Annotated in this window: 17 protein-coding genes and 1 pseudogene; 12 read left to right on the top strand and 6 right to left on the bottom strand. The window is 67.3% G+C overall.

Annotated elements, in window-relative coordinates; genetic code table 11:
* The first annotated feature begins 48 nt into the window (after positions 1-48).
* Together mutL and GAK28_RS16940 are read left to right on the top strand one after the other, a co-directional pair.
* Positions 49-1,887, top strand: a complete 1,839-nt coding sequence (gene mutL, locus GAK28_RS16945; protein WP_291781778.1) for a DNA mismatch repair endonuclease MutL — start codon at positions 49-51, stop codon at positions 1,885-1,887.
* A gap of 85 nt (positions 1,888-1,972) precedes the next feature.
* A complete protein-coding gene (locus GAK28_RS16940; RefSeq protein ID WP_291781776.1) occupies positions 1,973-2,800 on the top strand; it encodes a DUF1684 domain-containing protein in 828 nt (275 codons plus the stop codon).
* A gap of 110 nt (positions 2,801-2,910) precedes the next feature.
* Here GAK28_RS16940 and GAK28_RS16935 read toward each other — a convergent pair whose 3' ends face one another.
* Positions 2,911-3,693, bottom strand: coding sequence for an enoyl-CoA hydratase-related protein (locus GAK28_RS16935; RefSeq protein WP_291781775.1), 783 nt, complete (start codon positions 3,691-3,693; stop codon positions 2,911-2,913).
* A 147-nt stretch (positions 3,694-3,840) separates the two neighbouring features.
* Here GAK28_RS16935 and GAK28_RS16930 point away from each other — a divergent pair, with 147 nt between their 5' ends.
* From GAK28_RS16930 to GAK28_RS16920, 3 genes and pseudogenes are all read left to right on the top strand, one after another.
* The gene (locus GAK28_RS16930) at positions 3,841-4,563 is read left to right on the top strand and encodes an FKBP-type peptidyl-prolyl cis-trans isomerase (protein ID WP_291781773.1); all 723 of its coding nucleotides are present in this window, start codon (positions 3,841-3,843) and stop codon (positions 4,561-4,563) included.
* A gap of 32 nt (positions 4,564-4,595) precedes the next feature.
* Positions 4,596-5,395: pseudogene (locus tag GAK28_RS16925) on the top strand (CoA pyrophosphatase).
* Complete coding sequence (locus tag GAK28_RS16920; RefSeq protein WP_291781772.1) at positions 5,389-6,249, top strand: sulfurtransferase; 861 nt, start codon at positions 5,389-5,391, stop codon at positions 6,247-6,249. The pseudogene GAK28_RS16925 and the gene GAK28_RS16920 overlap by 7 nt, the downstream one beginning before the upstream one ends.
* An 85-nt stretch (positions 6,250-6,334) precedes the next feature.
* Here GAK28_RS16920 and GAK28_RS16915 read toward each other — a convergent pair whose 3' ends face one another.
* Positions 6,335-7,369 (bottom strand): oxidoreductase, encoded by a 1,035-nt coding sequence (locus GAK28_RS16915; RefSeq protein ID WP_291781771.1) that lies wholly within the window; start codon positions 7,367-7,369, stop codon positions 6,335-6,337.
* A 96-nt stretch (positions 7,370-7,465) separates the two neighbouring features.
* Here GAK28_RS16915 and GAK28_RS16910 point away from each other — a divergent pair, with 96 nt between their 5' ends.
* Both GAK28_RS16910 and GAK28_RS16905 read left to right on the top strand, forming a co-directional pair.
* On the top strand, positions 7,466-9,022 hold the full coding sequence (locus GAK28_RS16910) for an oligopeptide:H+ symporter (protein WP_291781770.1): 1,557 nt from the start codon (positions 7,466-7,468) through the stop codon (positions 9,020-9,022).
* 58 nt (positions 9,023-9,080) lie between these two features.
* On the top strand, positions 9,081-9,887 hold the full coding sequence (locus tag GAK28_RS16905) for an SDR family oxidoreductase (protein ID WP_291781769.1): 807 nt from the start codon (positions 9,081-9,083) through the stop codon (positions 9,885-9,887).
* 59 nt (positions 9,888-9,946) lie between these two features.
* Here the strand turns inward: GAK28_RS16905 and GAK28_RS16900 are convergent, their stop codons facing one another.
* From GAK28_RS16900 to GAK28_RS16890, 3 genes are all read right to left on the bottom strand, one after another.
* The gene (locus tag GAK28_RS16900; RefSeq protein ID WP_291781768.1) at positions 9,947-10,723 is read right to left on the bottom strand and encodes a metallophosphoesterase; all 777 of its coding nucleotides are present in this window, start codon (positions 10,721-10,723) and stop codon (positions 9,947-9,949) included.
* On the bottom strand, positions 10,720-11,667 hold the full coding sequence (locus GAK28_RS16895) for a diacylglycerol kinase family protein (RefSeq protein ID WP_291781767.1): 948 nt from the start codon (positions 11,665-11,667) through the stop codon (positions 10,720-10,722). The genes GAK28_RS16900 and GAK28_RS16895 overlap by 4 nt, the downstream gene beginning before the upstream one ends.
* 62 nt (positions 11,668-11,729) lie before the next feature.
* Positions 11,730-12,509: a phosphatase PAP2 family protein gene (locus GAK28_RS16890; protein ID WP_291781766.1), complete on the bottom strand. Its 780-nt coding sequence runs from the start codon at positions 12,507-12,509 to the stop codon at positions 11,730-11,732.
* 80 nt (positions 12,510-12,589) lie between these two features.
* Between GAK28_RS16890 and GAK28_RS16885 the strand changes: the two genes are divergently transcribed.
* From GAK28_RS16885 to prpC, 4 genes are all read left to right on the top strand, one after another.
* Positions 12,590-14,200, top strand: a complete 1,611-nt coding sequence (locus tag GAK28_RS16885) for an alpha/beta hydrolase-fold protein (RefSeq protein WP_291781765.1) — start codon at positions 12,590-12,592, stop codon at positions 14,198-14,200.
* A gap of 83 nt (positions 14,201-14,283) precedes the next feature.
* Entirely contained in the window at positions 14,284-16,191 is a 1,908-nt protein-coding gene (gene prpE / locus GAK28_RS16880) for a propionate--CoA ligase (RefSeq protein WP_291781764.1), read from the top strand.
* A 111-nt stretch (positions 16,192-16,302) separates the two neighbouring features.
* The gene (prpB, locus tag GAK28_RS16875) at positions 16,303-17,190 is read left to right on the top strand and encodes a methylisocitrate lyase (RefSeq protein WP_291781763.1); all 888 of its coding nucleotides are present in this window, start codon (positions 16,303-16,305) and stop codon (positions 17,188-17,190) included.
* A 12-nt stretch (positions 17,191-17,202) separates the two neighbouring features.
* Complete coding sequence (gene prpC / locus GAK28_RS16870; RefSeq protein WP_291781762.1) at positions 17,203-18,351, top strand: 2-methylcitrate synthase; 1,149 nt, start codon at positions 17,203-17,205, stop codon at positions 18,349-18,351.
* Between the two features lie 62 nt (positions 18,352-18,413).
* Here prpC and GAK28_RS16865 read toward each other — a convergent pair whose 3' ends face one another.
* Entirely contained in the window at positions 18,414-20,426 is a 2,013-nt protein-coding gene (locus GAK28_RS16865) for an NADPH-dependent 2,4-dienoyl-CoA reductase (RefSeq protein WP_291781761.1), read from the bottom strand.
* Between the two features lie 264 nt (positions 20,427-20,690).
* On the opposite strand from GAK28_RS16865, the gene GAK28_RS16860 reads away from it, so the two are divergent.
* Complete coding sequence (locus GAK28_RS16860; protein WP_291781760.1) at positions 20,691-21,623, top strand: hypothetical protein; 933 nt, start codon at positions 20,691-20,693, stop codon at positions 21,621-21,623.
* Positions 21,624-21,668: the final 45 nt, after the last annotated feature.

The following is a 21,668-nucleotide window of genomic DNA, read 5'->3' as shown; positions in this document are numbered from 1 at the left end:
TCCCCTTGGGCTATCCTTTCGGCTTGCAACACGTCAGGTCTTTCCGTCATGCCCATCCGTGTCCTGCCGCCCGAGCTGATCAACCAGATCGCGGCCGGCGAAGTGATCGAACGTCCCGCTTCAGTGGTGAAGGAGCTGGTCGAGAACAGCATCGACGCCGGCGCGCGCCGCATCGAGGTGGACATCGAGCAAGGCGGCTCGCGCCTCATCCGCGTGCGCGACGACGGTGGCGGCATCCCGCGTGACGAACTGCCGTTGGCCGTGGCCTCGCACGCCACCAGCAAGATCGGCAGCTTCGACGACCTGGAACGCGTCGCCAGCATGGGTTTCCGTGGCGAGGCGCTGGCGTCGGTCTCGTCCGTGGCGCGTTTCTCGTTGACCTCGCGGCACACGGGTGAAGACGCCGCGTGGCGCATCGAAGTGGACGGCGGCCGCCTGCAGGACGCTCGCCCCGCGCAGCATCCGCCGGGCACCACCATCGAAGTGCGCGACCTGTTCTACAACGTGCCGGCACGACGCAAGTTTCTCCGCGCCGAGCGCACGGAATTCGCGCATATCGACGACCTGCTGAAATCGCTCGCCTTGGCGCGCGAAGGCGTCGATATCCGCCTGACCCACAACGGCAAGCCCGTGCGCCTGCTCAAGCCCGCGCGCGACGAAAACGCCGCGCTGGCGCGTGTCGCCGAGGTGCTGGGTCCTGAGTTTCCGGGGCAGGCGCTGCGCGTGGATCACGAGGCGGCCGGACTGCGCCTGTCGGGTTGGGTCGGCTTGCCCACCGCCTCGCGTGCGCAGGCGGATCAACAGTATTTCTACGTCAACGGCCGCCTGGTACGCGACCGCGTCGTGGCGCATGCCGTGCGCCAGGCGTACGCGGACGTGCTGTTCCATGGTCGCCACGCGGTGTTCGTGTTGTTCCTCGAACTCGATCCGGTGGGCGTGGATGTCAACGTGCATCCGGCCAAGAGTGAAGTGCGTTTCCGCGAACAACGCCTGATCCACGATTTCCTCTTCCGCACGCTGCATGAGGCGCTGTCGCATACGCGTGCCGGAGGTTCGTCCTCGCCGGCGCAGGACGCGATGGCACCGATGGCGGCGATGTCTCCGGGCATGCCCTCGCGCATGTCGGCGCCGCAGGCGCTGATGCCCGCGTGGCCGTCGTCCGCCAGCCAGCCGCGACTGAACCTCGGTGTGCGCGACCAGCCGTTGGCGGATTACGCCACGCTGTTCGGTCCGTCGTCGTCCACGGCGGTGGCCGAACGGCCCGTGTCGTCGCCGGGCATCGAGGTCGACCCGGCCAACGATGTGCCGCCGCTGGGCTACGCCATCGCGCAGCTGAAGAACATCTACGTGCTCGCGGAAAACGAGCATGGTCTCGTGCTCGTCGACATGCATGCCGCGCACGAACGCATCACCTACGAAAAGCTCAAGAACGGTCGCGTCACCGCCAACCTGCGTTCGCAGATGCTGCTGGTGCCACTGAGCATCGCGGTGAGCGCGAAGGAGGCTGCCGCCGCCGAGGAGCATGCCGAAGCGCTCGCCGACTGGGGCCTCGAACTGTCGCGCAGTGGTCCGACGGGCGTGGTGGTGCGGCGCATTCCGTCGCTGCTTGACGGTGCCGATGTCGCCCAGCTTACTCGCGACGTGCTTGCGGAGCTTGCGCAGCACGGTAGTTCGCGCCGCCTCGAAGAGCTGGAGAACGAACTGCTCTCGACCATGGCCTGCCACGGCTCCGTGCGCGCGGGGCGTCGTCTGGGCATTCCCGAAATGAACGCGCTGCTGCGCGAGATGGAAGCCACCGAGCGCTCGGGGCAGTGCAACCACGGTCGACCGACCTGGGTGCAGCTGTCGCTGGGCGAACTCGACAGGCTTTTCCTGCGCGGTCGCTGACCCCATTGCTTGTAGGAGCGCGCTTGCGCGCGATCGCGCGCAAGCGCGCTCCTACAAGGCGATTCGACATCCCCGGAGATCTCGCATGCTGTCCGCTCTCGAACAATCCGTCGCCGCTGCGCGCACCCGTCGTCTCGACCTGCTGCGGGCCCCCGGTGGCTGGCTCAGCCTGATCGGCCTCGAATGGCTGGAAACGGGCGTCAACCGGATCGGCAGCGCGCAGCACGACAACGACATCGTGCTGCGGGCCGGCCCTGCCCATCTGGGCTCGATCACGCTGGCGCATGATGGCGAGGCGACGTTCGTGCCGATGGAGGGCGTCGCGGTGACGGTCGATGGGCGCGAAGTGGAGCGTGTCGTTCTCGTGGACGATGCCTCCGGCACACCGAGCGAGGTACGTTTCGGTGACGCGCACTTCTTCGTCATCGCACGCGACGGCCGCAAGGCCCTGCGCGTGAAGGACGAGCAGGCGCGTACGCGCCTGTTCTTCAGGGGGCTGGAGTATTTCCCGATCGACGCATCATGGCGCGTCGAAGCCGACTGGGTGCCGTTCGATCCGCCGATGGAGCTGGAAATGGGCACGGTGCTGGGCACCATCGACAAGGAGAAGGTGCCGGGCAAGGCCGTCTTCGTGCGCGATGGGCGCACGTTCGAGCTGTTTCCGATCCAGGAGACGCCGGATTCGCTGTTCTTCGTCTTCGGCGACCTCACCAGCGGCAAGGAGACCTACGGGGCTGCCCGTTTCCTGGACACCGGCTTGCCGAAGGACGGCAAGCTGGTGCTGGATTTCAACGAGGCGCGGAATCCGCCTTGCGCGTTTACGCCTTATGCCACCTGTCCCCTGGCTCCGCCGGAGAACCGGCTGGATGTGCGCGTGGAGGCGGGGGAGCTGAAGTATCGGGGGCATGACTGACGTGGCGTCGCCGCTTCGTTGGCTATCGCGCGCAAGCGCGCTCCTACAGCGGTATTCGTCGCGCGTGACCGGGCCTTTGTAGGAGCGCGCTTGCGCGCGATCCCAAGGATTCAGACCCCTTTGAACGTCGGCTTCCGGCGTTCCAGGAACGCGCTGGTGCCTTCACGCATGTCTTCGGTGGAGAAGGCGATGGCGAAGCCCTGCGTTTCAAACGCCAGGCCTTGGTCGATCGCGCATTCGCCGCCCTCGATCACCGCGTCGAGGATGCCCTTCAGCGCCAGGGGCGCGGCGGCGGCGAGCTGGTCGGCCATCGCGTCGACAGTGGCGTCCAGTTCCTCCGGCGCCACCACGCGGGCGACGATGCCCACGCGCTCCGCGCGCGCGGCGTCGATCTGCTGGCCGAGCAGGCACAGCTCCAGCGCCACGCCACGACCGGCGAGGCGGGTGAGGCGCTGGGTGCCGCCGAAGCCCGGGATCAGGCCCAGGCCGATCTCCGGCTGGCCGAACTTCGCCTTTTCGCTGGCGACGCGCAGGTGGCAGGCCATGGCCAGCTCCATGCCGCCACCGAGGGTGTAGCCCTGGATCTTCGCGATCACCGGCTTGCCCAGGCGCTCGACGGTGAGCATGAGGTCTTGCCCGGCACGCGAGGCGGCCTGCGCCTTCACGGGCGACCACGCGCTCATCTCGGAGATGTCCGCACCGGCCACGAAGGCCTTCTCCCCGGCACCGGCCAGCACCACGACGCGTACGGCGTCGTCCTGCGCCGCCTGGCGGAAGGCGAGGGTCAGCTCGTTGATCGTCTCGCGGTTCAGCGCGTTGAGCTTGTCGGGGCGGTTGACGGTGATCGTGCGGACGGCGCCGCGGTCCGCGGTGAGGAGGTTGCGGAAGGCCATGGGGGATTTCCTGGCTGGAGAATGAGGGCCTGGATGGTAGCAGGGGAACCTTTCCCCATCCGGCGGCGTCTGAGGGCGTACGGACGGGCGGACGGCCGATGGACTATCCTCACCCACGCCAGAAGTTCCGGGTTCACGGAGAACGGGATGTCACGCTTGCGTTTCCTAGCCATCGCCACCGTATCGCTCATCGTGGGCGCCGCGCAGGTGCATGCGCAATCGGCGCCGTCCGCGCCCGTCTCGGGCGCCCCGGCGATCGACAAGGCCAAGCTGTCCTACGCCATTGGCTACCAGATCGGCACGCAGTTCGCGAACAGCGCCCAGCCCGACGTGGACATCGCCGTGCTGGTGAAGGCCTTGCAGGACGGCTATGCGAAGCGCCCGCCCGGCGTGCCGATCGACACCATGCAGCAGCAACTGGTGAACTTCGACGCCAAGGTGCAGCGCGACTCGCTCGTGGAGTTCCGCCGCGTCTCCGAAGCCAACGCCAAGCGCAGCGCCGACTTCCTCGCGAAGAACCGCACGCGCCCGGGTGTCGTCACGCTGCCGTCGGGTATCCAGTATGCCGTGCTCAGCAAGGGCAATGGCGCGCAGGCCCAGCTCACCAGTACCGTGGTGGTGAATTACCGCGGGGCCCTGATCGACGGTACCGAGTTCGACAGTTCCTACGCCCATGGCAAGCCGGTCACCTTCACGGTCAACCGGGTGATCCCCGGCTGGCAGGACGTCATCCCGCGCATGCACGTGGGCGACAAGTGGAAGGTGGTGATCCCGCCGGCCCTGGCTTACGGCGAGCGGGGCGAGTTGCCGCGCATCGGGCCCAACGAGGCCCTGGTGTTCGATATCGAGCTGATGGACATTCGCCAGTAACGTGCCAGCGAAGCCCGTGCCGGCGCGCTAGAATGGCCGGCGGTATGGCCACTTCGTCCCCGTCCCCGCTGCCATCGACTCCTTGCACCGGCGTTTGCCGCCTCGGCGCGCACGGGCTGTGCGAGGGCTGCCTGCGCACCCTGGACGAAATTGCCGGCTGGTCCGCGTTTGATGAGGCCCGCCGCCGCCGCATCATGGCGTCGCTGCCCGCGCGGAGGGCCGGCTGATGGAGGACATGCTCGCCCGCCTGCATGGCGCGTTGCTGCCGCTGGAGAGTCCTCCTGGCCCGCGCGGCTGGAACCACGACGACATGGCCCAGCTGATCGGTGCGGGTCCGCGCCGCCGTGCGGCGGTGTTGCTGGGCATCCGCGACGACCGCGAGCAGAACGTGCTGCTTACCGTGCGCACCGACACCTTGCAGCAGCATGCGGGGCAGGTCGCGTTTCCCGGTGGACGCGTGGAACCGGACGACCCCGACGTGATTGCCACGGCCCTGCGCGAGAGCCACGAGGAGATCGGCCTGGATGCCAGCTTCGTCACGCCGCTGGGTTTCCTCGATGCCTTCGAGACGATCAGCGGCTACACCGTGACCCCGGTGGTCGCGCGGGTTTCTGCCGACGCGCGGGTGAAGCCGGACCCCGGCGAGGTGGCCGAGGTGTTCGAGGTGCCGTTCGATTTCTTCATGGACCCGGACAACCTGCGTCGCTACACGATGGATTTTCGCGGCCATCGCCGCGACATGGTCGAGTTCCTCCACGCGGGTTACCGCATCTGGGGCGTGACGGCGGCCATCCTCCTCAACCTCATCCGGCGAATGGGCCAACCATGCTGATCTCGCGCACCCTCATCGACGCGGCGACCGCCGCCAACATTCCGCTCGACGAGGTGGTGTTCGTCGATTGCCGGTTCGATCTCGCGGATGCGACCAAGGGCGACAGGGATTACGCCGAGAGTCACATCGTCGGCGCGGTGCGCGCGGATCTGGATCGCGAACTGGCCGACATGACGACACCCGCGAACGGACGCGGCCGCCATCCGTTGCCGGCACCGCACGACTTCGAGGCGTTCCTGGCGCGGATCGGCTGGCGGCCCGACCTGCAGGTCGTCGCGTACGACGGTGCGGGCGGTGCGCTTGCCGCGTCGCGTTTCTGGTGGTTGGCGCGTCTGGCCGGCATCGACAACGTGGCGGTGCTCGATGGGGGCTGGCCGGCATGGATCGCGTCGAAGCTTCCCGTGGACAACGTGGTGCCGACACGCGAGCCGACCAGCGTGCATGCGCGTTTCGATGAAAGCGGCGCCGTGTCCGCCGACGAACTTCGCGACGGTCTCGCGAGCGGTCGCTTCGTGTTACTGGATGCGCGCGCGACACCGCGCTATCGCGGCGAGGTGGAGCCGCTGGACCCTGTCGCCGGCCATGTGCCGGGCGCGCGCAACCGTCCGTTCGCCGACAACCTCGACGCGCACGGTTTCTTCCGTCGCCCGGAAGAACTGCGCAAGGCATTCGAGGGTGTGATCGGGCCGCACGCCTCCGAAGAGGTGGTGCACATGTGTGGCTCGGGCGTCACCGCCTGCCATAACCTGCTGGCGATGGAGTACGCGGGCCTGTGCGGCTCGCGCCTCTACGCCCCGTCATGGTCAGGCTGGGTATCGGACCGCACACGACCGGTCGCCACCGGCCACGCCTGATCCGCCGTTGTAGGAGCGCGCTTGCGCGCGATCCGGTACGAAGATGTGAGTTACCCGCCCGCCGTGATCGCGCGCAAGCGCGCTCCTACAGAAGGGGGATCGTTCTGCGTTCGCGCGCCGATGCCTGCGCCGCTTCGATCACCCGGATCACGTCCCGGGCTTCGCGTGCGTCCACCGGCAACGGCGAACCGTCGCGGATCGCGGTGGCTACGCCTTCGTAGAACGCCGTGTAGCGGCCGGGCAGGGTATCGATGGTGGTCCCGGTGCCATCCGCATCGGTGAAGCGACCGAAGAAGGCCGGGTCGTCCTCGCCCCAGCGCTCGCCGCCTGGGCGCTTGCCTTCGCGCAGCGCGGCCTCCTGGCCGTCGATGCCGTACTTCACGAAGCTGCCGCCGTCGCCATGCACGAGATAGCGGGGGCCCGGATCGCGCACCAGTACCGCGGCATGCAGCACGGCGCGGCGGTGGCCGTAGTCGAGCACGAGATGGAAGTAATCGTCGGCTCGCGCGGCGGCACGCTGGCGCGTGACATCGGCGGTCACGGCCTGCGGCAGGCCGAACAGCACCAGCGCCTGGTCGATGAGGTGGGCGCCCAGGTCGTAGAGCAAGCCCGATCCCGGCGCCTCGGTCTCGCGCCAGCCCTGTTTGATCTCGGGGCGGAAGCGGTCGAAGTGGGCTTCATAGTAGGCAACCTCGCCCAGCCGACCATCCTCGACCAATCGGCGCACGGTGAGGAAGTCGTTGTCCCAGCGACGGTTCTGGAACACCGACAGGCGACGACCGACGCGCTCGGCCAGGGCGATCAGTGCCTCCGCCTCGGCGGCGTCCAGCGTGAACGGCTTATCGACGACCACATGCTTGCCGGCTTCCAGCGCGGCGCGCGCCAAGGAGGCGTGGCTCTCGTTGGGCGTGGCGATCACCACTAGCTCGATGGCGGGGTCGGCGATCAAATCTTGAGGATTTTCGTACGCAATCGCTTCGGGAAAGTCGCGCTGGATCTCGTCCTTGCGCCGGCTGCCGATGGCGGCGAGGCGCAGGCCATCGGCGGCCGCGATCAGCGGCGCATGGAAGAACGCGCCGGCCGTGCCGTAGCCGATGAGACCGGTGGGGATCGGGTGCATGGTGGCTCCATCAGTGGGCGATGTGGGCAAGGGTAGCGCGGCGGGCCTGAGCGTTTCGTTTAGGATCGAGCGGTTTGTCGCCGTCGAAGCCTTGCCATGAGCCCATCCGAATCCGCCGCCGGTCGCCCGCGCCTGCCACGCCAGATCCCGTTCATCATCGGCAACGAGGGCTGCGAGCGCTTCAGCTTCTACGGCATGCGCAACATCCTCACGCCGTTCCTCGTGACCTCGCTATTGATGTACCTGCCGGAAAGCGAACGCCCGGGAGCGGCCAAGGACGTGTTCCACACCTTCGTCATCGGCGTGTACTTCTTTCCGCTGCTGGGCGGCTGGCTCGCCGACCGTTTCCTTGGCAAGTACCGCACGGTGCTCTGGCTGAGCCTGGTCTACTGCGTGGGTCACCTGTGCCTGGCGCTGTTCGAGCACAGCGTCACCGGGTTCTACACCGGCCTCGCGCTCATCGCTCTGGGTGCCGGAGGCATCAAGCCCTGCGTGGCGGCCTTCGTCGGTGACCAGTTCGACGAGAGCAACCGCAAGCTCGCCAAGGTGGTGTTCGACGCCTTCTACTGGATCATCAACGTCGGCTCGTTCCTGGCCTCGCTGCTGATGCCGTTCTTCCTGCGCAAGTACGGGGCGGCGGTGGCCTTCGGTCTGCCCGGCGCGCTGATGTTCGTGGCGACCGTGGTGTTCTGGCTGGGCCGCCGTCACTACGTGATGATGCCGCCCACGCGCGACGATCCCGACAGCTTCCTCCGCGTGGTTCGCACGGCTTTGCTGGCGCGAGCACCGGGCCAGTCGCGCCCCGGTCTTGCGGTCGCCGGCGCCACGATCGCGCTGGCGCTTGCCGCGCTCACGCTGATCCCGTCGCTGGGCATCGTGGCGACGCTGTGCATCGCCCTGGTGCTGCTGATCGGCGGCGTGGGTGCCGGCACGCGCATGCAGCTCGAACGCGCGCGCGGTCATCACCCTGACGAGGCGATCGACGGTGTCGCGGTGGTCCTGCGCGTGCTGGTGGTGTTCGCGCTGGTCACGCCGTTCTGGTCGCTGTTCGACCAGAAGGCCTCCACCTGGGTGCTCCAGGCCAATGCGATGAGTGCGCCCGACTGGCTGCATCCGGCACAGATGCAGGCGATCAACCCCTTGCTGGTGCTGCTGCTGATCCCGTTCAACAACCTCGTGGCCTACCCGTTGCTGCGCAAGGCCGGCATCGAGCCGACCACGCTGCGCCGGATGACCGCCGGCATCGTCCTGGCAGCCATCGCCTGGATCATCGTGGGCGCGTTGCAGCTGGCGCTGGACGGTGGCGACGCGGTGTCGATCGCCTGGCAGATCCTGCCCTACGTGTTCCTCACGATGGGCGAGGTGCTGGTCTCCGCGACGGGCCTGGAGTTTGCCTATAGCCAGGCGCCGCCGGCCATGAAGGGCACCCTGATGAGCTTCTGGACGCTGAGCGTGACCCTGGGCAACCTTTGGGTGCTGCTGGCGAATGCCGGCGTGCGCAACGAGGGTGTGCTGGCGGCCATCGCCGGCACGGGACTTGGCACGACGGCCTTCCAGATGTTCTTCTTCGCGGCATTCGCCGGTGTGGCCGCGTTGGCCTTCGGGCTGTACGCGCGCCGCTACCGCGAGGTCGATTACTACCGGTCCGCATGACGCCACCTCGACGGAGGGCGGCGGACCATCGTCGCCACTCCGCCCGAGGATCCACGCCATGGCCACACGCAAGCAGGCCGCTCCCGTTCCCGCTTCCGCCGCGAGCGAATGGCCCGACAAGGTCATCCTGGTGACGGGTGGCGCCCAGGGCGTCGGCAAGGGCATCGCGGAAGCCGTGCTGGCAGCCGGCGGTCGTGTCTTCATCGGTGACATCGACGCGGAGGCGGGCAAGGCCTGCCTGGACGAGTGGAACGTGGGCGATCGAGCGGCCTTCCTGGCGCTGGATGTCTCCCGCGAGTCGAGCGTGAAGCGCTTTGTCGACGTCGCCCGGCATCGTTTCGGTCGCATCGACGGGCTGGTGAACAACGCGGGCATCGCCGACCCGCATACCGGTCCGCTGGAGAAACTGGACTGGAACGAATGGAAGCGGCGCATCGACACCAATCTGGGCGGGACCTTCCTGTGCTGCAAGCACGCGCTGCCCGACCTGCGAAAGGCCAACGGCGCCATCGTCAACATCGCCTCGTCGCGTGTGCACCAGTCCGAACCGGATACCGAGGCCTATGCGGCGAGCAAGGGCGCGGTTGTCGCCTTCACCCATGCGCTGGCGATCAGCGCGGGGCCGGTACGGGTGAACGCGATCAATCCCGGGTGGATCGTCGTGGATGACTGGAAGAAACCGTCGGCGCGCCGCAAGCCGAAGCTGTCGGTGGCGGACCATGCGCAACATCCGGTCGGCCGCGCGGGCGTGCCGCCCGATATCGGCGCGTTGGCCGTGTTCCTGCTGTCGTCGCAGGCAGGGTTCATCACCGGGGAGAATTTCACGGTGGATGGTGGCGTTGCGAGGAAGATGCAGTACGTCTGATATCCGGCCGTTGTAGGAGCGCGCTTGCGCGCGATCACGCGCAAGCGCGCTCCTACAGATCAACGACGACGCAGAGGGATATCGGTTGCTGTTCCGGCCCTGAACACCTGCGAGCCTTCGTCGAAATTCCATTGATCCACCCGCGCGAGCATCCCCTCGTGTCGGATCGCATGAAACGAATTGCTGATGCCCTCGCGAATACGCGTGGACAACGCAGTGCCGGCCTGCACCGACCACAAGCCGTTCTTCAACGGCCGCACATAGGGCAGGTGGATATGTCCACCGAGGACGAGATCGGCGCCTGTGTCGCTCCAAGCGTCGATGGCGCCCTCGTGGCCGATGAGCAGGTTGTCGATGTCTTTCTCGCGAATCACGTGCACCGGTTGGTGGGTGACGACGATGCGTAGCTGTGTATCGCGTGCGTGGCGCAGGCGTTCGGCGATATGGGCGATCTGCTTACGCGACACCTCGCCGTTCTTGTGTCGTGCGGCCCGTACCGTGTTCACGCCGATGACCAGCAGGTCGTCCGTATCGACGACGGGTTCGAGCGTTCTACCGAACACACGGCGGTAGCCGCCAAAGGGATCGAACAACCGCGCGGCGAGATTGAACAGCGGCACGTCATGGTTGCCGGGAACAACGAGCGTGGGGCGAGCGTAGCTATCGATGAAACGTCGCGCCGCGTCGAACTGCGTGCGTCGGGCCCGTTGCGTCACGTCGCCCGACAACACCACGAGGTCCGGCGCCAGTTGTCCGATGGCGTCGTGCAACGCGCGCACCACCTCGGGGCGCTCGGTACCGAAATGCGTATCCGATATCTGGACGACGAGGCTCATCCCGGATCCTCGCCGGGTTCACGACGCCCACCCGAGATCAGCACCAGGGGACGGGGCGCGGCGCGGAAAACCAGCGGCCCATCCATCCAGACGATCTCGCCGTCCACGGCCACCTTCACCTTCGCGCGATGCCGCTTCGGCGTAACGACGATCTGTCGGAAGGGAAAACTCACCACGTGCTCGGCATCGCCCAGGCGGCCGATCGCGCCACGCAGAAGCAGGCCGAGCATGGTGGGCTTGCCGATGGGCTTGAGCACCAATCCCGCCAGCGTGCCGTCGTTGCGATGTACGGCGGCGGCTTCGGGAAGGCCGATCTTTTCCAGTTGCAGCGCGTTGTTGCCCACGAACAGCGTGGGGGTGCGCAGCTGGCGAGTGCGTGCGCCGTCGTCGACCTCGATGCGCAGGGGACGATAGTCGCCCATCAGCGTGGCCAGGCCCGACCACAGGGCGACGATGCGGTGACGGCCGAGGCGTTGCTTCCAGGCCTCGCGATCCTCCAGCACCTGCGGGTACAGGCCAAGGCTGGCGTTCACCAGGAACAGGCGGTCGTTCACCAGGCCGGCCTGCACGTTGATCGGTGCACCGTCGAGCAGGGCCTTGGTCGCTTCCGCCGGATCGGCGGAGATGCCGTGCGTGCGGCCGAAGAAATTGAACGTGCCCTGCGGCAGCACGCCCATCGGCAGTTCCTCGCGCCATGCTGCGCCAGCGACGCAGTTGATCGTGCCGTCGCCGCCAGCGGCGACCAGGGCACCGTTTTCCGCCTTGGCATGGGTCACCGCGTCGCGCACGACATCGTCGATGGGGTGGTTTTCGTCGATGAGGAAGAAGCGATGCGGTCGCCCGGCGGCGTCGAGGAGGGCGCGGATGGTCTCGCGCGCCGTCTCCGCGTCGCGCCGGCCCGAGCCGGCATTCATCACGATGGCGAGGGGCGGGGCGTCGGGCATGCGGCTGCATCCTCAGGGGGCGGCGCCCAAGAGAACATCGCCCGCGTGTGGGTCGCATGAAATTACGTGGTGGCTTTCGTGCCTTCGCGAAGACGGAAGTACTCGGCGCTGCCCGCACACAGGGCCAGCCAGCCGAGCCCCGTCGCATAGCCGGCCATCACGTCGCTGAAGTAATGCACCTGCAGCAGGATGCGCGAGATGCCGATCAGCGTGATCATCGCCACGGCCGCGATCACGATGGTCCGATGCAGGCGTGGCGGGCAAAGCACGAGCAGCACGTAGGCCAGCATGCCGTAGAACACCATGGAGCCCGACGCATGGCCGCTCGGGAAACTGAAGCTGTGTTCCGTGATGAATCCGTGGTCGTGCAGGGGACGCTGGCGCTGGAACCAGGCCTTGAGAGCACTATTGATCAGGCCCGTGCCGACCAGCGTCACGATCCAGATTACGGCCAGCCGCCGATGCCGGCGAACCAGCAGCACGACGAAGACGAGCAAGGCCGCGATGGCGACGACCAGCGGATCGCCCGTGTGGGTGAGCATGGCGATGCCGCGCAGCACCGGCAGCGGCATGTTGTCGCGCAGGTCGCTGGCAAGCGCCGCGTCGAAGACTGTGAGCCCTGCCTGCTCGCGCACCTCGACGCCGATCGCCGTGGAGATCAGCAGCATCGCCACCACCACCACCATGGCCGTGCCGGGCCGCAACAGGCGTCGCGCCGCCGGGTCCAGGCCTTCCTGCCGACGGACGGCCCGCCGCCAGACCACGTCGGCGCCGAGCAGGGCGACCGCCAGCAGCACGGCCCAGAGGGACAGGGCGTGCCTGCTGATCCAATCCGCATCCATTTCCGTCTGATCCTCGTCTCATGGCAGGATCGGGGATGTTGCCATGCCGCGGGGTACGCGGCTAACGAAGGGGAATCCACATGAAGGCCCGATCCACCTGCGCCTGGCTAGCGTTCACTCTGGCCGTGGCGCCACTGCTTGTCCACGCGGACGACGCGCCGCTGGCCCATCGCATCGTTCGCGTGACATTGGACGGCGCTTCGGACAAGCCTGCCTCCGGGCGACTCCTGCTGTTCGCGATGCCGGCCGACAAGGCCCGCGAAGCCGCAAAGGACGGCAAGGTCGAAGAGGTGGACATCAACCCGTTCCACCCGACGGCGGTCGCCGTGGCGGCCCGCGACATCAGCTGGATCGCACCGGGCCAGTCCGTGGACATCGATACCGACGGCGAGGCCTTCCCGCAGCCGTTCTCCACGCTGCCGGCAGGTGACTACGCCGTCCAGGCCGTGCTCGATGTCGGCCACGACTACAACTACAACGCGCGCCACGCGGGCGACTTCGTGAGCGATGTCGTGACCATGCGCTTCGCACCGGGTGCGTCGCTGCCCGCCATCAAGCTCAGCAAGGGCGTGCCGCCCCGCGATCCGTGGCAACTCGCGCCGAGCGCGCCGCAGGCCGTGCGCGACGCGCTGCCCGAGGCGCGCCAGCACGCGCATGCGGAGATCATGGAAAGCCCGGCCCTTACGGCCTTTTCGGGCCGCTCGCAGTCCATCCGCGCCTGGGTGCTGACGCCGCCGGGCTACGATCCGAAGGGAAGCACGCGCTATCCCACGGTGTACCTCACCCACGGCTTCACCGGCAGCTTCGACCGCTACGCGGGCACCATCGCCAGCCTGTGGCAGGCCATGGCGAGCAAGCAGATGCCGCCGATGATCTGGGTGCTGCTGGATGAATCCCTCCCCACGGGTACGCATGAATTCGCCGATTCGGTGAATAACGGCCCGTGGGGCCAGGCGCTCACCACCGAGTACATTCCCTGGCTGGAATCGCGCTACCGGATGGACGCCAAGGTGAACGGCCGTTTCCTCAACGGCCATTCCTCAGGTGGCTGGGCCACCATGTGGTTGCAGACGCGCTATCCGAAGATCTTCGGCGGCACCTGGTCCACCTCACCCGACCCGGTCGACTTCCACGACTTCACCGGCACCGATCTGTACGCCGCGAACGCCAATGCGTATCGCAAGCCGGATGGCACTTCCAATCCGCTGATCCGCGACAAGGGCCAGGTGATCGCCAGCTTCGAGACCTTCGCGAAGCTGGAGCGCGTGCTCGGCCCCTACGGCGGCCAGCTCGCGTCGTTCGAATGGGTGTTCTCGCCGCGCGGGGGCGACGGGCGACCGCTGCCGATGTTCAATCGCGATACGGGCGCGGTGGACCCGGCCGTGGCCACCTACTGGCGCGACCACTTCGACATCGCCCAGCGCCTGCGCACGCACTGGCCCGAGCTGAAGCCCGACCTCGACGGCAAGATCCACCTCATCGTCGGCACGGCGGATACCTTCTACCTCGACGGGCCTGCGAAGCTTCTCAAGGACACGCTCGACAGCCTGCACGCGAAGAGCGATATCCGGCTTATCCCGGGCCGTACGCACTTCGATCTGTATACCGAGGGCGACGATCGCCAGGCGCTGCTGAAGAAGATCGCGTGGGAGATGTACGAGGTGGCGCGTCCGGGGCAGGGCCGTCACTGAACGGTTCGACCAAGGTCCAGAGGCGGCATGTGCCGCCCTGGACTACCCTCGGGGTTTCGATCCTGCAGCGGAGGCGGCGGCGCATGGGTTACGAGGAAAGCTGGAAGCAGTCGGTCGACGAGCCGGAAGTGTTCTGGGCCGAGCAGGCCCGGCTCATCGACTGGAAGGAACCGCCGCGACAGATCCTCGACGTATCCCGCCCGCCGTTCCGGCGCTGGTTTGTCGGTGGCACCACCAATCTCTGCCACAACGCGCTGGATCGGCACCTGGCCGAACGGGCCGACCAGCTCGCCATCGTGGCGGTGTCCACGGAAACGGATATCACCCGCGAGATCACCTATCGCGAACTGCATCGCGAGGTGAACGCCTTCGCCGCCACGCTGGTGGCGCTGGGGGTGGGCAAGGGCGATCGAGTCGTCATCTACATGCCCAACATCGCCGAGGCGGTGTTCGCGATGCTGGCCTGCGTTCGCATCGGCGCGATCCATTCGGTGGTCTTCGGCGGCTTCGCCGCGCATAACCTCGCCATGCGCATCGACGATGCGGAGCCCGCGGTGCTGGTCTGCGCCGATGCAGGCATGCGCGGTGGCAAGGTCATTCCCTACAAGCCGCTGGTGGATGCCGCATTGGCGGAGGCGAACGCACCGCCGGCCCATGTGCTGGTGGTCGATCGCGGCCTCGACGAAAGCATGCACCTCGTCGAAGGTCGGGATGCGCTGTACGCGCCGCTGCGCGAGAAACACCTGCATGCCGACGTGCCGGTGACCTGGCTCGAATCCAACGAGCCGAGCTATCTGCTCTACACCTCGGGCACTACCGGCAAGCCCAAGGGCGTGCAACGCGATACCGGTGGTTATGCCGTGGCGCTGGCGCTTTCCATGACGACGATTTTCGATCTGGCACCCGGACAGGCGATGCTCTGCACGTCCGATGTCGGCTGGGCGGTGGGACATTCGTACAACGTCTACGGTCCCCTGATTGGCGGCTGCACGGCCATCCTCTACGAAGGGTTGCCCACGCGCCCCGATCCTGGCATCTGGTGGCGTTTGTGCGAGACGTACAAGGTGCGCACGATGTTCTCGTCGCCCACCGGCATCCGCATCCTCAAGAAACAGGACGAGGAGTGGCTGCGCAAGTACGACCTCTCGGCGCTGCGCTGGATCTTCCTGGCTGGCGAGCCGCTGGACCAGCCGACCTACGACTGGCTCTCGCGGGGCACCGGCAAGACGGTGATCGACAACTACTGGCAGACCGAGACCGGCTGGCCGGCGCTGTCGCTGATGCCGGGGCTGGACCTGAAGCCGGTGCGGCCGGGGTCACCCGGATTCCCGACCTTCGGCTATCGCATGCGGGTGATCGACGATGTCACGGGCGAGGACAAGCCGGCGGGCGAGAAGGGCGTGCTGGTGATCGAGCCGCCGCTGCCGCCGGGGTGCCTGAGCACGATCTGGCGCGACGATGAGCGTTATGTGCGCAGTTACTTCGGCCACTTCAAGGGCTCGCTATATAGCTCGCTGGACTGGGCGGTACGCGACGCCGATGGCTATACCTTCATCCTGGGTCGCACCGACGACGTCATCAACGTGGCCGGGCATCGGCTGGGCACGCGGGAGATCGAAGAATCCGTCGCCACGCTGGGGGAGGTGGCCGAGGTCGCGGTGGTCGGCGTGGCCGACGAACTCAAGGGCCAGGTGCCGGCCGTGTTTGCCACGCTGAAGCAGGAGGCGGGCGGCGATGCGACCGCCGTGGCGCAAGCCATGGAGCGCCGCGTGGTGGAGCTACTGGGCGGCGTGGCGCGGCCGGGCTGCATCTACGTGGTGAGCGCGCTGCCGAAGACCCGCTCCGGAAAACTGCTGCGCCGCTCCTTGCAGGCCGTGCTGGAAGGGCGCGATCCGGGGGATCTTTCGACGCTGGACGATCCCGGCGCGCTGGAGGGGATCCGCCGGGCCATCGCGGCCGGTCCCCTATGCGGGCATCGCCGAGAGGCCTAGCCAACGGCACCCCATGTAGGAGCGCGCTTGCGCGCGATGGGTTTAGCCGCACCGCAACAAGGCTTAAACAATCCTTCGCGCTAAAATGGCGGTCTTTACGCGGAGAGTTCCATGGCACAGCAATCCTCGCCCGGCGCCCGTTTCCGCGCCGCGCTGGCGGAAGAGAAGCCGCTGCAGGTGATCGGCGCGATCAACGCCAACCACGCCCTGCTGGCGAAACGGGCCGGTTACCGTGCCATCTACCTCTCCGGCGGCGGCGTCGCCGCCGGCTCGCTGGGCCTGCCGGACCTGGGCATCAACACCCTCGACGACGTGCTGACCGACGTCCGCCGCATCACCGACGTGTGCGACGTGCCGCTGATGGTGGATATCGACACCGGCTTCGGCCCCAGCGCCTTCAATATTGCGCGCACCGTCAAGAGCCTCATCAAGTTCGGCGCGGCCGCCTGCCACATCGAGGACCAGGTCGGCGCCAAGCGTTGCGGTCATCGTCCGGGCAAGGAAATCGTCAGCGCCGGCGAGATGGCCGATCGCGTCAAGGCGGCCGCCGATGCGAAGACCGACCCGGACTTCTTCCTCATCGCCCGTACCGACGCCATTGCCGTCGACGGTGTGGATGCTGCCATCGAGCGCGCCATTGCTTGCGCCGAGGCCGGTGCCGACGCGATTTTCGTCGAGGCCGCCTACGACCTGCCCACCTACAAGCGCTTCACCGAGGCACTCAAGGTGCCGGTGCTCGCCAACATCACCGAATTCGGCCAGACCCCGCTGTTCAGCACCGAAGAGCTGGGTAGCGTCGGCGTCGGCATCGTGCTTTATCCGCTGTCCGCCTTCCGCGCCATGAACAAGGCCGCGGAGAACGTGTACACCGCCATCCGCCGCGACGGTCACCAGCGCAACGTCATCGACACGATGCAGACGCGCGAAGAGCTCTACGACCGGATCGGCTACCACGAATACGAGCGTCGTCTCGACGCTCTTTTCTCGAAGAAGGGTTAAGGAGAGTCACGCATGAGCGACACCACCACCCAGCCGAAGGCGAAGAAGTCGGTCGCCCTCTCCGGCGTCGCGGCCGGCAACACCGCGCTGTGCACCGTCGGTCGCAGCGGCAACGATCTTCACTACCGTGGCTACGACATCCACGACCTCGCGGCCAAGGGTTCGTTCGAAGAGGTGGCCTACCTCCTCGTTCACGGCGTGCTGCCGAACTGGATGGAGCTGAACGCCTACCGCGCCAAGCTCAAGCGCCTGCGTGGCCTGCCCGCCCCGGTGAAGGGCGCGCTCGAACTGCTGCCCGCCGCCACGCACCCGATGGACGTGCTGCGCACGGGCGCCTCGATGCTCGGCACCGTGCTGCCGGAGAAGGAAGACCACAACGTCACCGGCGCGCGCGACATCGCCGACCGCCTGATGGCCAGCTTCGGCTCCATGCTGCTGTACTGGTACCACTACAGCCACAACGGCAAGCGCATCGAGACCGAGACCGACGACGAGTCGATCGCCGGCCACTTCCTGCACCTGTTGCACGGCAAGAAGCCGAGCGACCTGCATTCGCACGCGCTCGACCGCTCGCTGGTGCTCTACGCCGAGCACGAGTTCAATGCCAGCACGTTCACGGCGCGCGTCATCGCCGGTACCGGTTCGGACATGTACTCGGCCATCACGGGCGCCATCGGCGCGCTGCGTGGTCCCAAGCATGGCGGTGCGAACGAAGTGGCGATGGAAATCATCGCCCGCTACCGTGACGCCGCCGAGGCGGAAGCCGATATTCGCGCGCGTGTCGAGCGCAAGGAAATCATCATCGGTTTCGGCCATCCGGTGTACACCGTGTCCGATCCGCGCAACGAGATCATCAAGGAAGTCTCGCGCAAGCTCTGCACCGAAGGCGGCAACCCGCGCCTGTTCGAGGTGTCGGAGAAGATCGAAAAGCTGATGTGGAAACTGAAGAAGATGTTCCCGAACCTCGACTGGTTCTCGGCGTCCGCCTACCACATGATGGGCGTGCCGACCGCGATGTTCACGCCGCTCTTCGTGATCGCCCGCACCTCCGGCTGGAGCGCGCACGTGATCGAACAGCGCCAGGACGGCAAGATCATTCGCCCAAGCGCGAACTACACGGGTCCGGAAGACCAGACCTACGTGCCGATCGAAAAGCGTTGAGGTAACACCATCGCGCGCAAGCGCGCTCCTACCCGTAGGAGCGCGCTTGCGCGCGATTTGCGTTAAAGCGAAGCCGCCAGCCGGGTTGCCTGGTCGATCGCCCGCTTCGCATCCAATTCGGCCGCCACATCCGCGCCGCCGATCAGGCGCACGTCGATGCCGCGCCCTGCCAGTGCATCGTGCAACTCACGGTTCGGCTCCTGCCCCGCGCAGACAATCACATGATCGACCGGCAGCACATGCTTCTGCCCGTCCATGCTCACGTGCAGGCCGTCGTCGTCGACGCGTTCGTAGGTGACGCCGCCGAACATCTGCACCTTCTTGTTCTTCAGCGTGGCGCGGTGCACCCAGCCCGAGGTCTTGTTCAGGCGTGCGCCCGGTCGCCCGGCGGTGCGTTGGAGCAGCCATACCTGCCGCTCGGGCTTTTCCGGTTGCGCCGGCATCAGGCCGCCCGGCGTGGTCATGGCCATGTCCACACCCCACTCGCGTGACCAGCGCGCGACATCCGTGGTGGGGGAGGGCGCCGCTTCGGTCAGGAACTCGGCCACATCGAAACCGATGCCACCCGCACCGATCACCGCCACTTTGTGGCCGACCGGCACATTGCCGTGAAGCACGTCGAGGTAGGAGAGCACCTTGGGGTGCTTCGCCCCTTCGATGGTCAACGCGCGCGGCAGTACTCCCGTGGCGAGTAGCACGGTGTCGTAGCCGGCGAGCGTGTCTGGTGTCGCCGTCGTGCCCAGGCGCTGTTCCACGCCGGTGGCCTCGAGCCGATGGCGGAAGTACCGCAGCGTCTCGTGGAATTCTTCCTTGCCCGGGATGCGCTTGGCCATGTTGAACTGGCCGCCGATCTCGGTGGCGCGGTCGAACAGCGTCACCGCGTGGCCGCGCTCGGCGAGCGTGGTCGCGGCGGCGAGACCGGCAGGGCCGGCGCCCACGACGGCGACACGCTTCTTCGCGGTGGTCGGTGCGATGACCAGCTCCGTCTCGTGGCAGGCGCGCGGATTCACGAGACAGGACACGCTGCGGTTACCGAAGACGTGGTCGAGGCAGGCCTGGTTGCAAGCGATGCAGGTGTTGATCGCTTCCGGCGTGGCCGCCTTCGCCTTGTTCACCCACTCGGGGTCGGCCAACAACGGACGCGCCATGGACACCATGTCGGCGTCGCCGTTGGCGATGATGCGCTCGGCCACGTCCGGCATGTTGATGCGGTTGGTGGTGATCAGCGGGATGCCGACCTCGCCCTTCATGCGACGGGTCACCCAGCTGAAGGCGCCGCGTGGCACGCTGGTGACGATGGTGGGGACGCGGGCCTCGTGCCAGCCGATACCGGTGTTGATGATGGTTGCGCCGGCGGCCTCGATCTTCTTGCCGAGCGTGACGATGTCCGCCCACGACTGCGAGTCGTCGACGAGGTCGAGCATCGACAGGCGATAGATGATGATGAAGTCCTTGCCTACCGCCTCGCGCATGCGCCGCACGATTTCAACGGGGAAGCGCATGCGGTTTTCCGCCGAACCACCCCATCGGTCGCTGCGCTTGTTGGTGCGCGGGGTGAGGAACTGGTTGATCAGGTAGCCTTCCGAGCCCATTACTTCGACGCCGTCGTAGCCTGCGTCGCGCGCGAGCTTCGCGCTGCGTACGAAGGCGTCGATGGTGCGCTCGACGCCACGCGCACCGAGGGCGCGGGGCGTAAACGGCGTGATCGGCGACTTGATCGCCGAGGGCGCCACGGAGAAGGGATGGTAGGCGTAGCGGCCGGCATGGAGGATCTGCATGCAGATCTTGCCGTCCTCGGCATGCACGGCGCGGGTGAGCTTGCGATGGCGGGCGACGTGCCAGGGCATCGACAGCGTGCCCGACATCGGCTTCAGCCAGCCGCGTAGGTTCGGCGCGATGCCGCCGGTGACGATGAGTCCGACGCCGCCACGCGCACGTTCGGCGAAGAACGCGGCGAGCTTGTCGAAGTCGGCGGCCTTGTCTTCCAGGCCCGTGTGCATGGAACCCATGAGCACACGGTTACGGACAGTGGTGAAACCCAGGTCGAGCGGAGCGAGCAGATGCGGGTAGGCCACGAGACGGATCCGGTTCAAACGATCGTTCGAATGATCCCCGTTACGGGGCCGTGGGGCAAGGGTGGCCGCAGCATGGACGAAACGCGCTGTATCGAGGCCTTAACAGGGCCGGATCGTGCTCGTGGGCCGAAATGGCGCGCTGGCGCGGCTGGAGGGCCGCCTTGGCGAAGGCACGCAACTTGCTCCGCACGCTCGACCGGTGCAGCGGCAGGGGCGGCCAGTCATTCGACACACGGGTTCACCACGCTCACAGGAGACTCTCCCATGCGTAAGACTCTCATTGCCTCGGCGATCTGCCTCGCCATCGGATTCGCCCTGCCGGCCCTGGCCGACGACACCCAGAACGGTGCGGCCGGTCCGTCTGCCCAGCGCAAGTCGATTGCCGTCCAGTACACGGACAACTCCCAGGCCACGGACAGCTCGACCCATACGAGCACCGCGACCACCACCAACACCACCAGCAATTCGTTCAACACCACCACGGCGGTGGCGAACAGCACGCTCAACGGCACGGTGTCCAACATCACCGTCAACCCGATGGGCAACTGGGCCAGCAACACCGGTAACGCCAATGGCGGAAACGGCGGCGTGGGCGGCGCAGGTCGTGGGGCCTCCGGTAGCGGTGGCGATGGCGGAAACGGCGGCGCCACCGGTCGAGCTGGCGCCCATGGCGCTGTCGGCGGCGATGGCTCCAGCAGCAGCGGCGACGCCAGCTCGCTTACCGCGTCGGCGGGCGGTCGGGCCTCCGGCAATGGTGGCGACGGCTCCGGTGACGGTGGCAACGCGCGCTCGCGTGGTGCGGGCAGTGGCGCGTCGACCGGCGGCGCCTCGACCAGCACGGGTGGTGCCAGCACCAGTTCGGGCGGTGCCGGTACCTCGGGCGATGCGACGGCGACCGCCACGGGCGGTGCCGCGACGGGTGGCGCGGGTGGCACGGCCACGGCCAGCACGGGCGCGGGTGGCGCGGGCGCGGCAGGCGGCGATGGCACCGGCGGTGCCGGTTCAGGCGGCGCCGGTGGCGCGGGTGCCGCAGGCGGCTCCAATGACGTGAACGCGGGTTCGTTCGCGATGACCAACAACGCCGGCAGCGCGGGTACCGGCGCGGCAGGCATCGTGAATCTCGCCTTGAACAACGGCGCGGCCTCGCTCATCCAGCAGAGCGTGAATGTCCAGGCCAACGTAAACGCCGGCCACTGAGCCTAGATGACGATGTCACGGGGCGTATCGCGCCCCGTGACGTTC

It is taken from the genome of Luteibacter sp. (genome assembly GCF_009912395.1).
Lineage (GTDB): Bacteria > Pseudomonadota > Gammaproteobacteria > Xanthomonadales > Rhodanobacteraceae > Luteibacter.
Note: the sequence above shows the minus strand (reverse complement) of the source record. Positions and strands in the feature narration are given on the sequence as shown.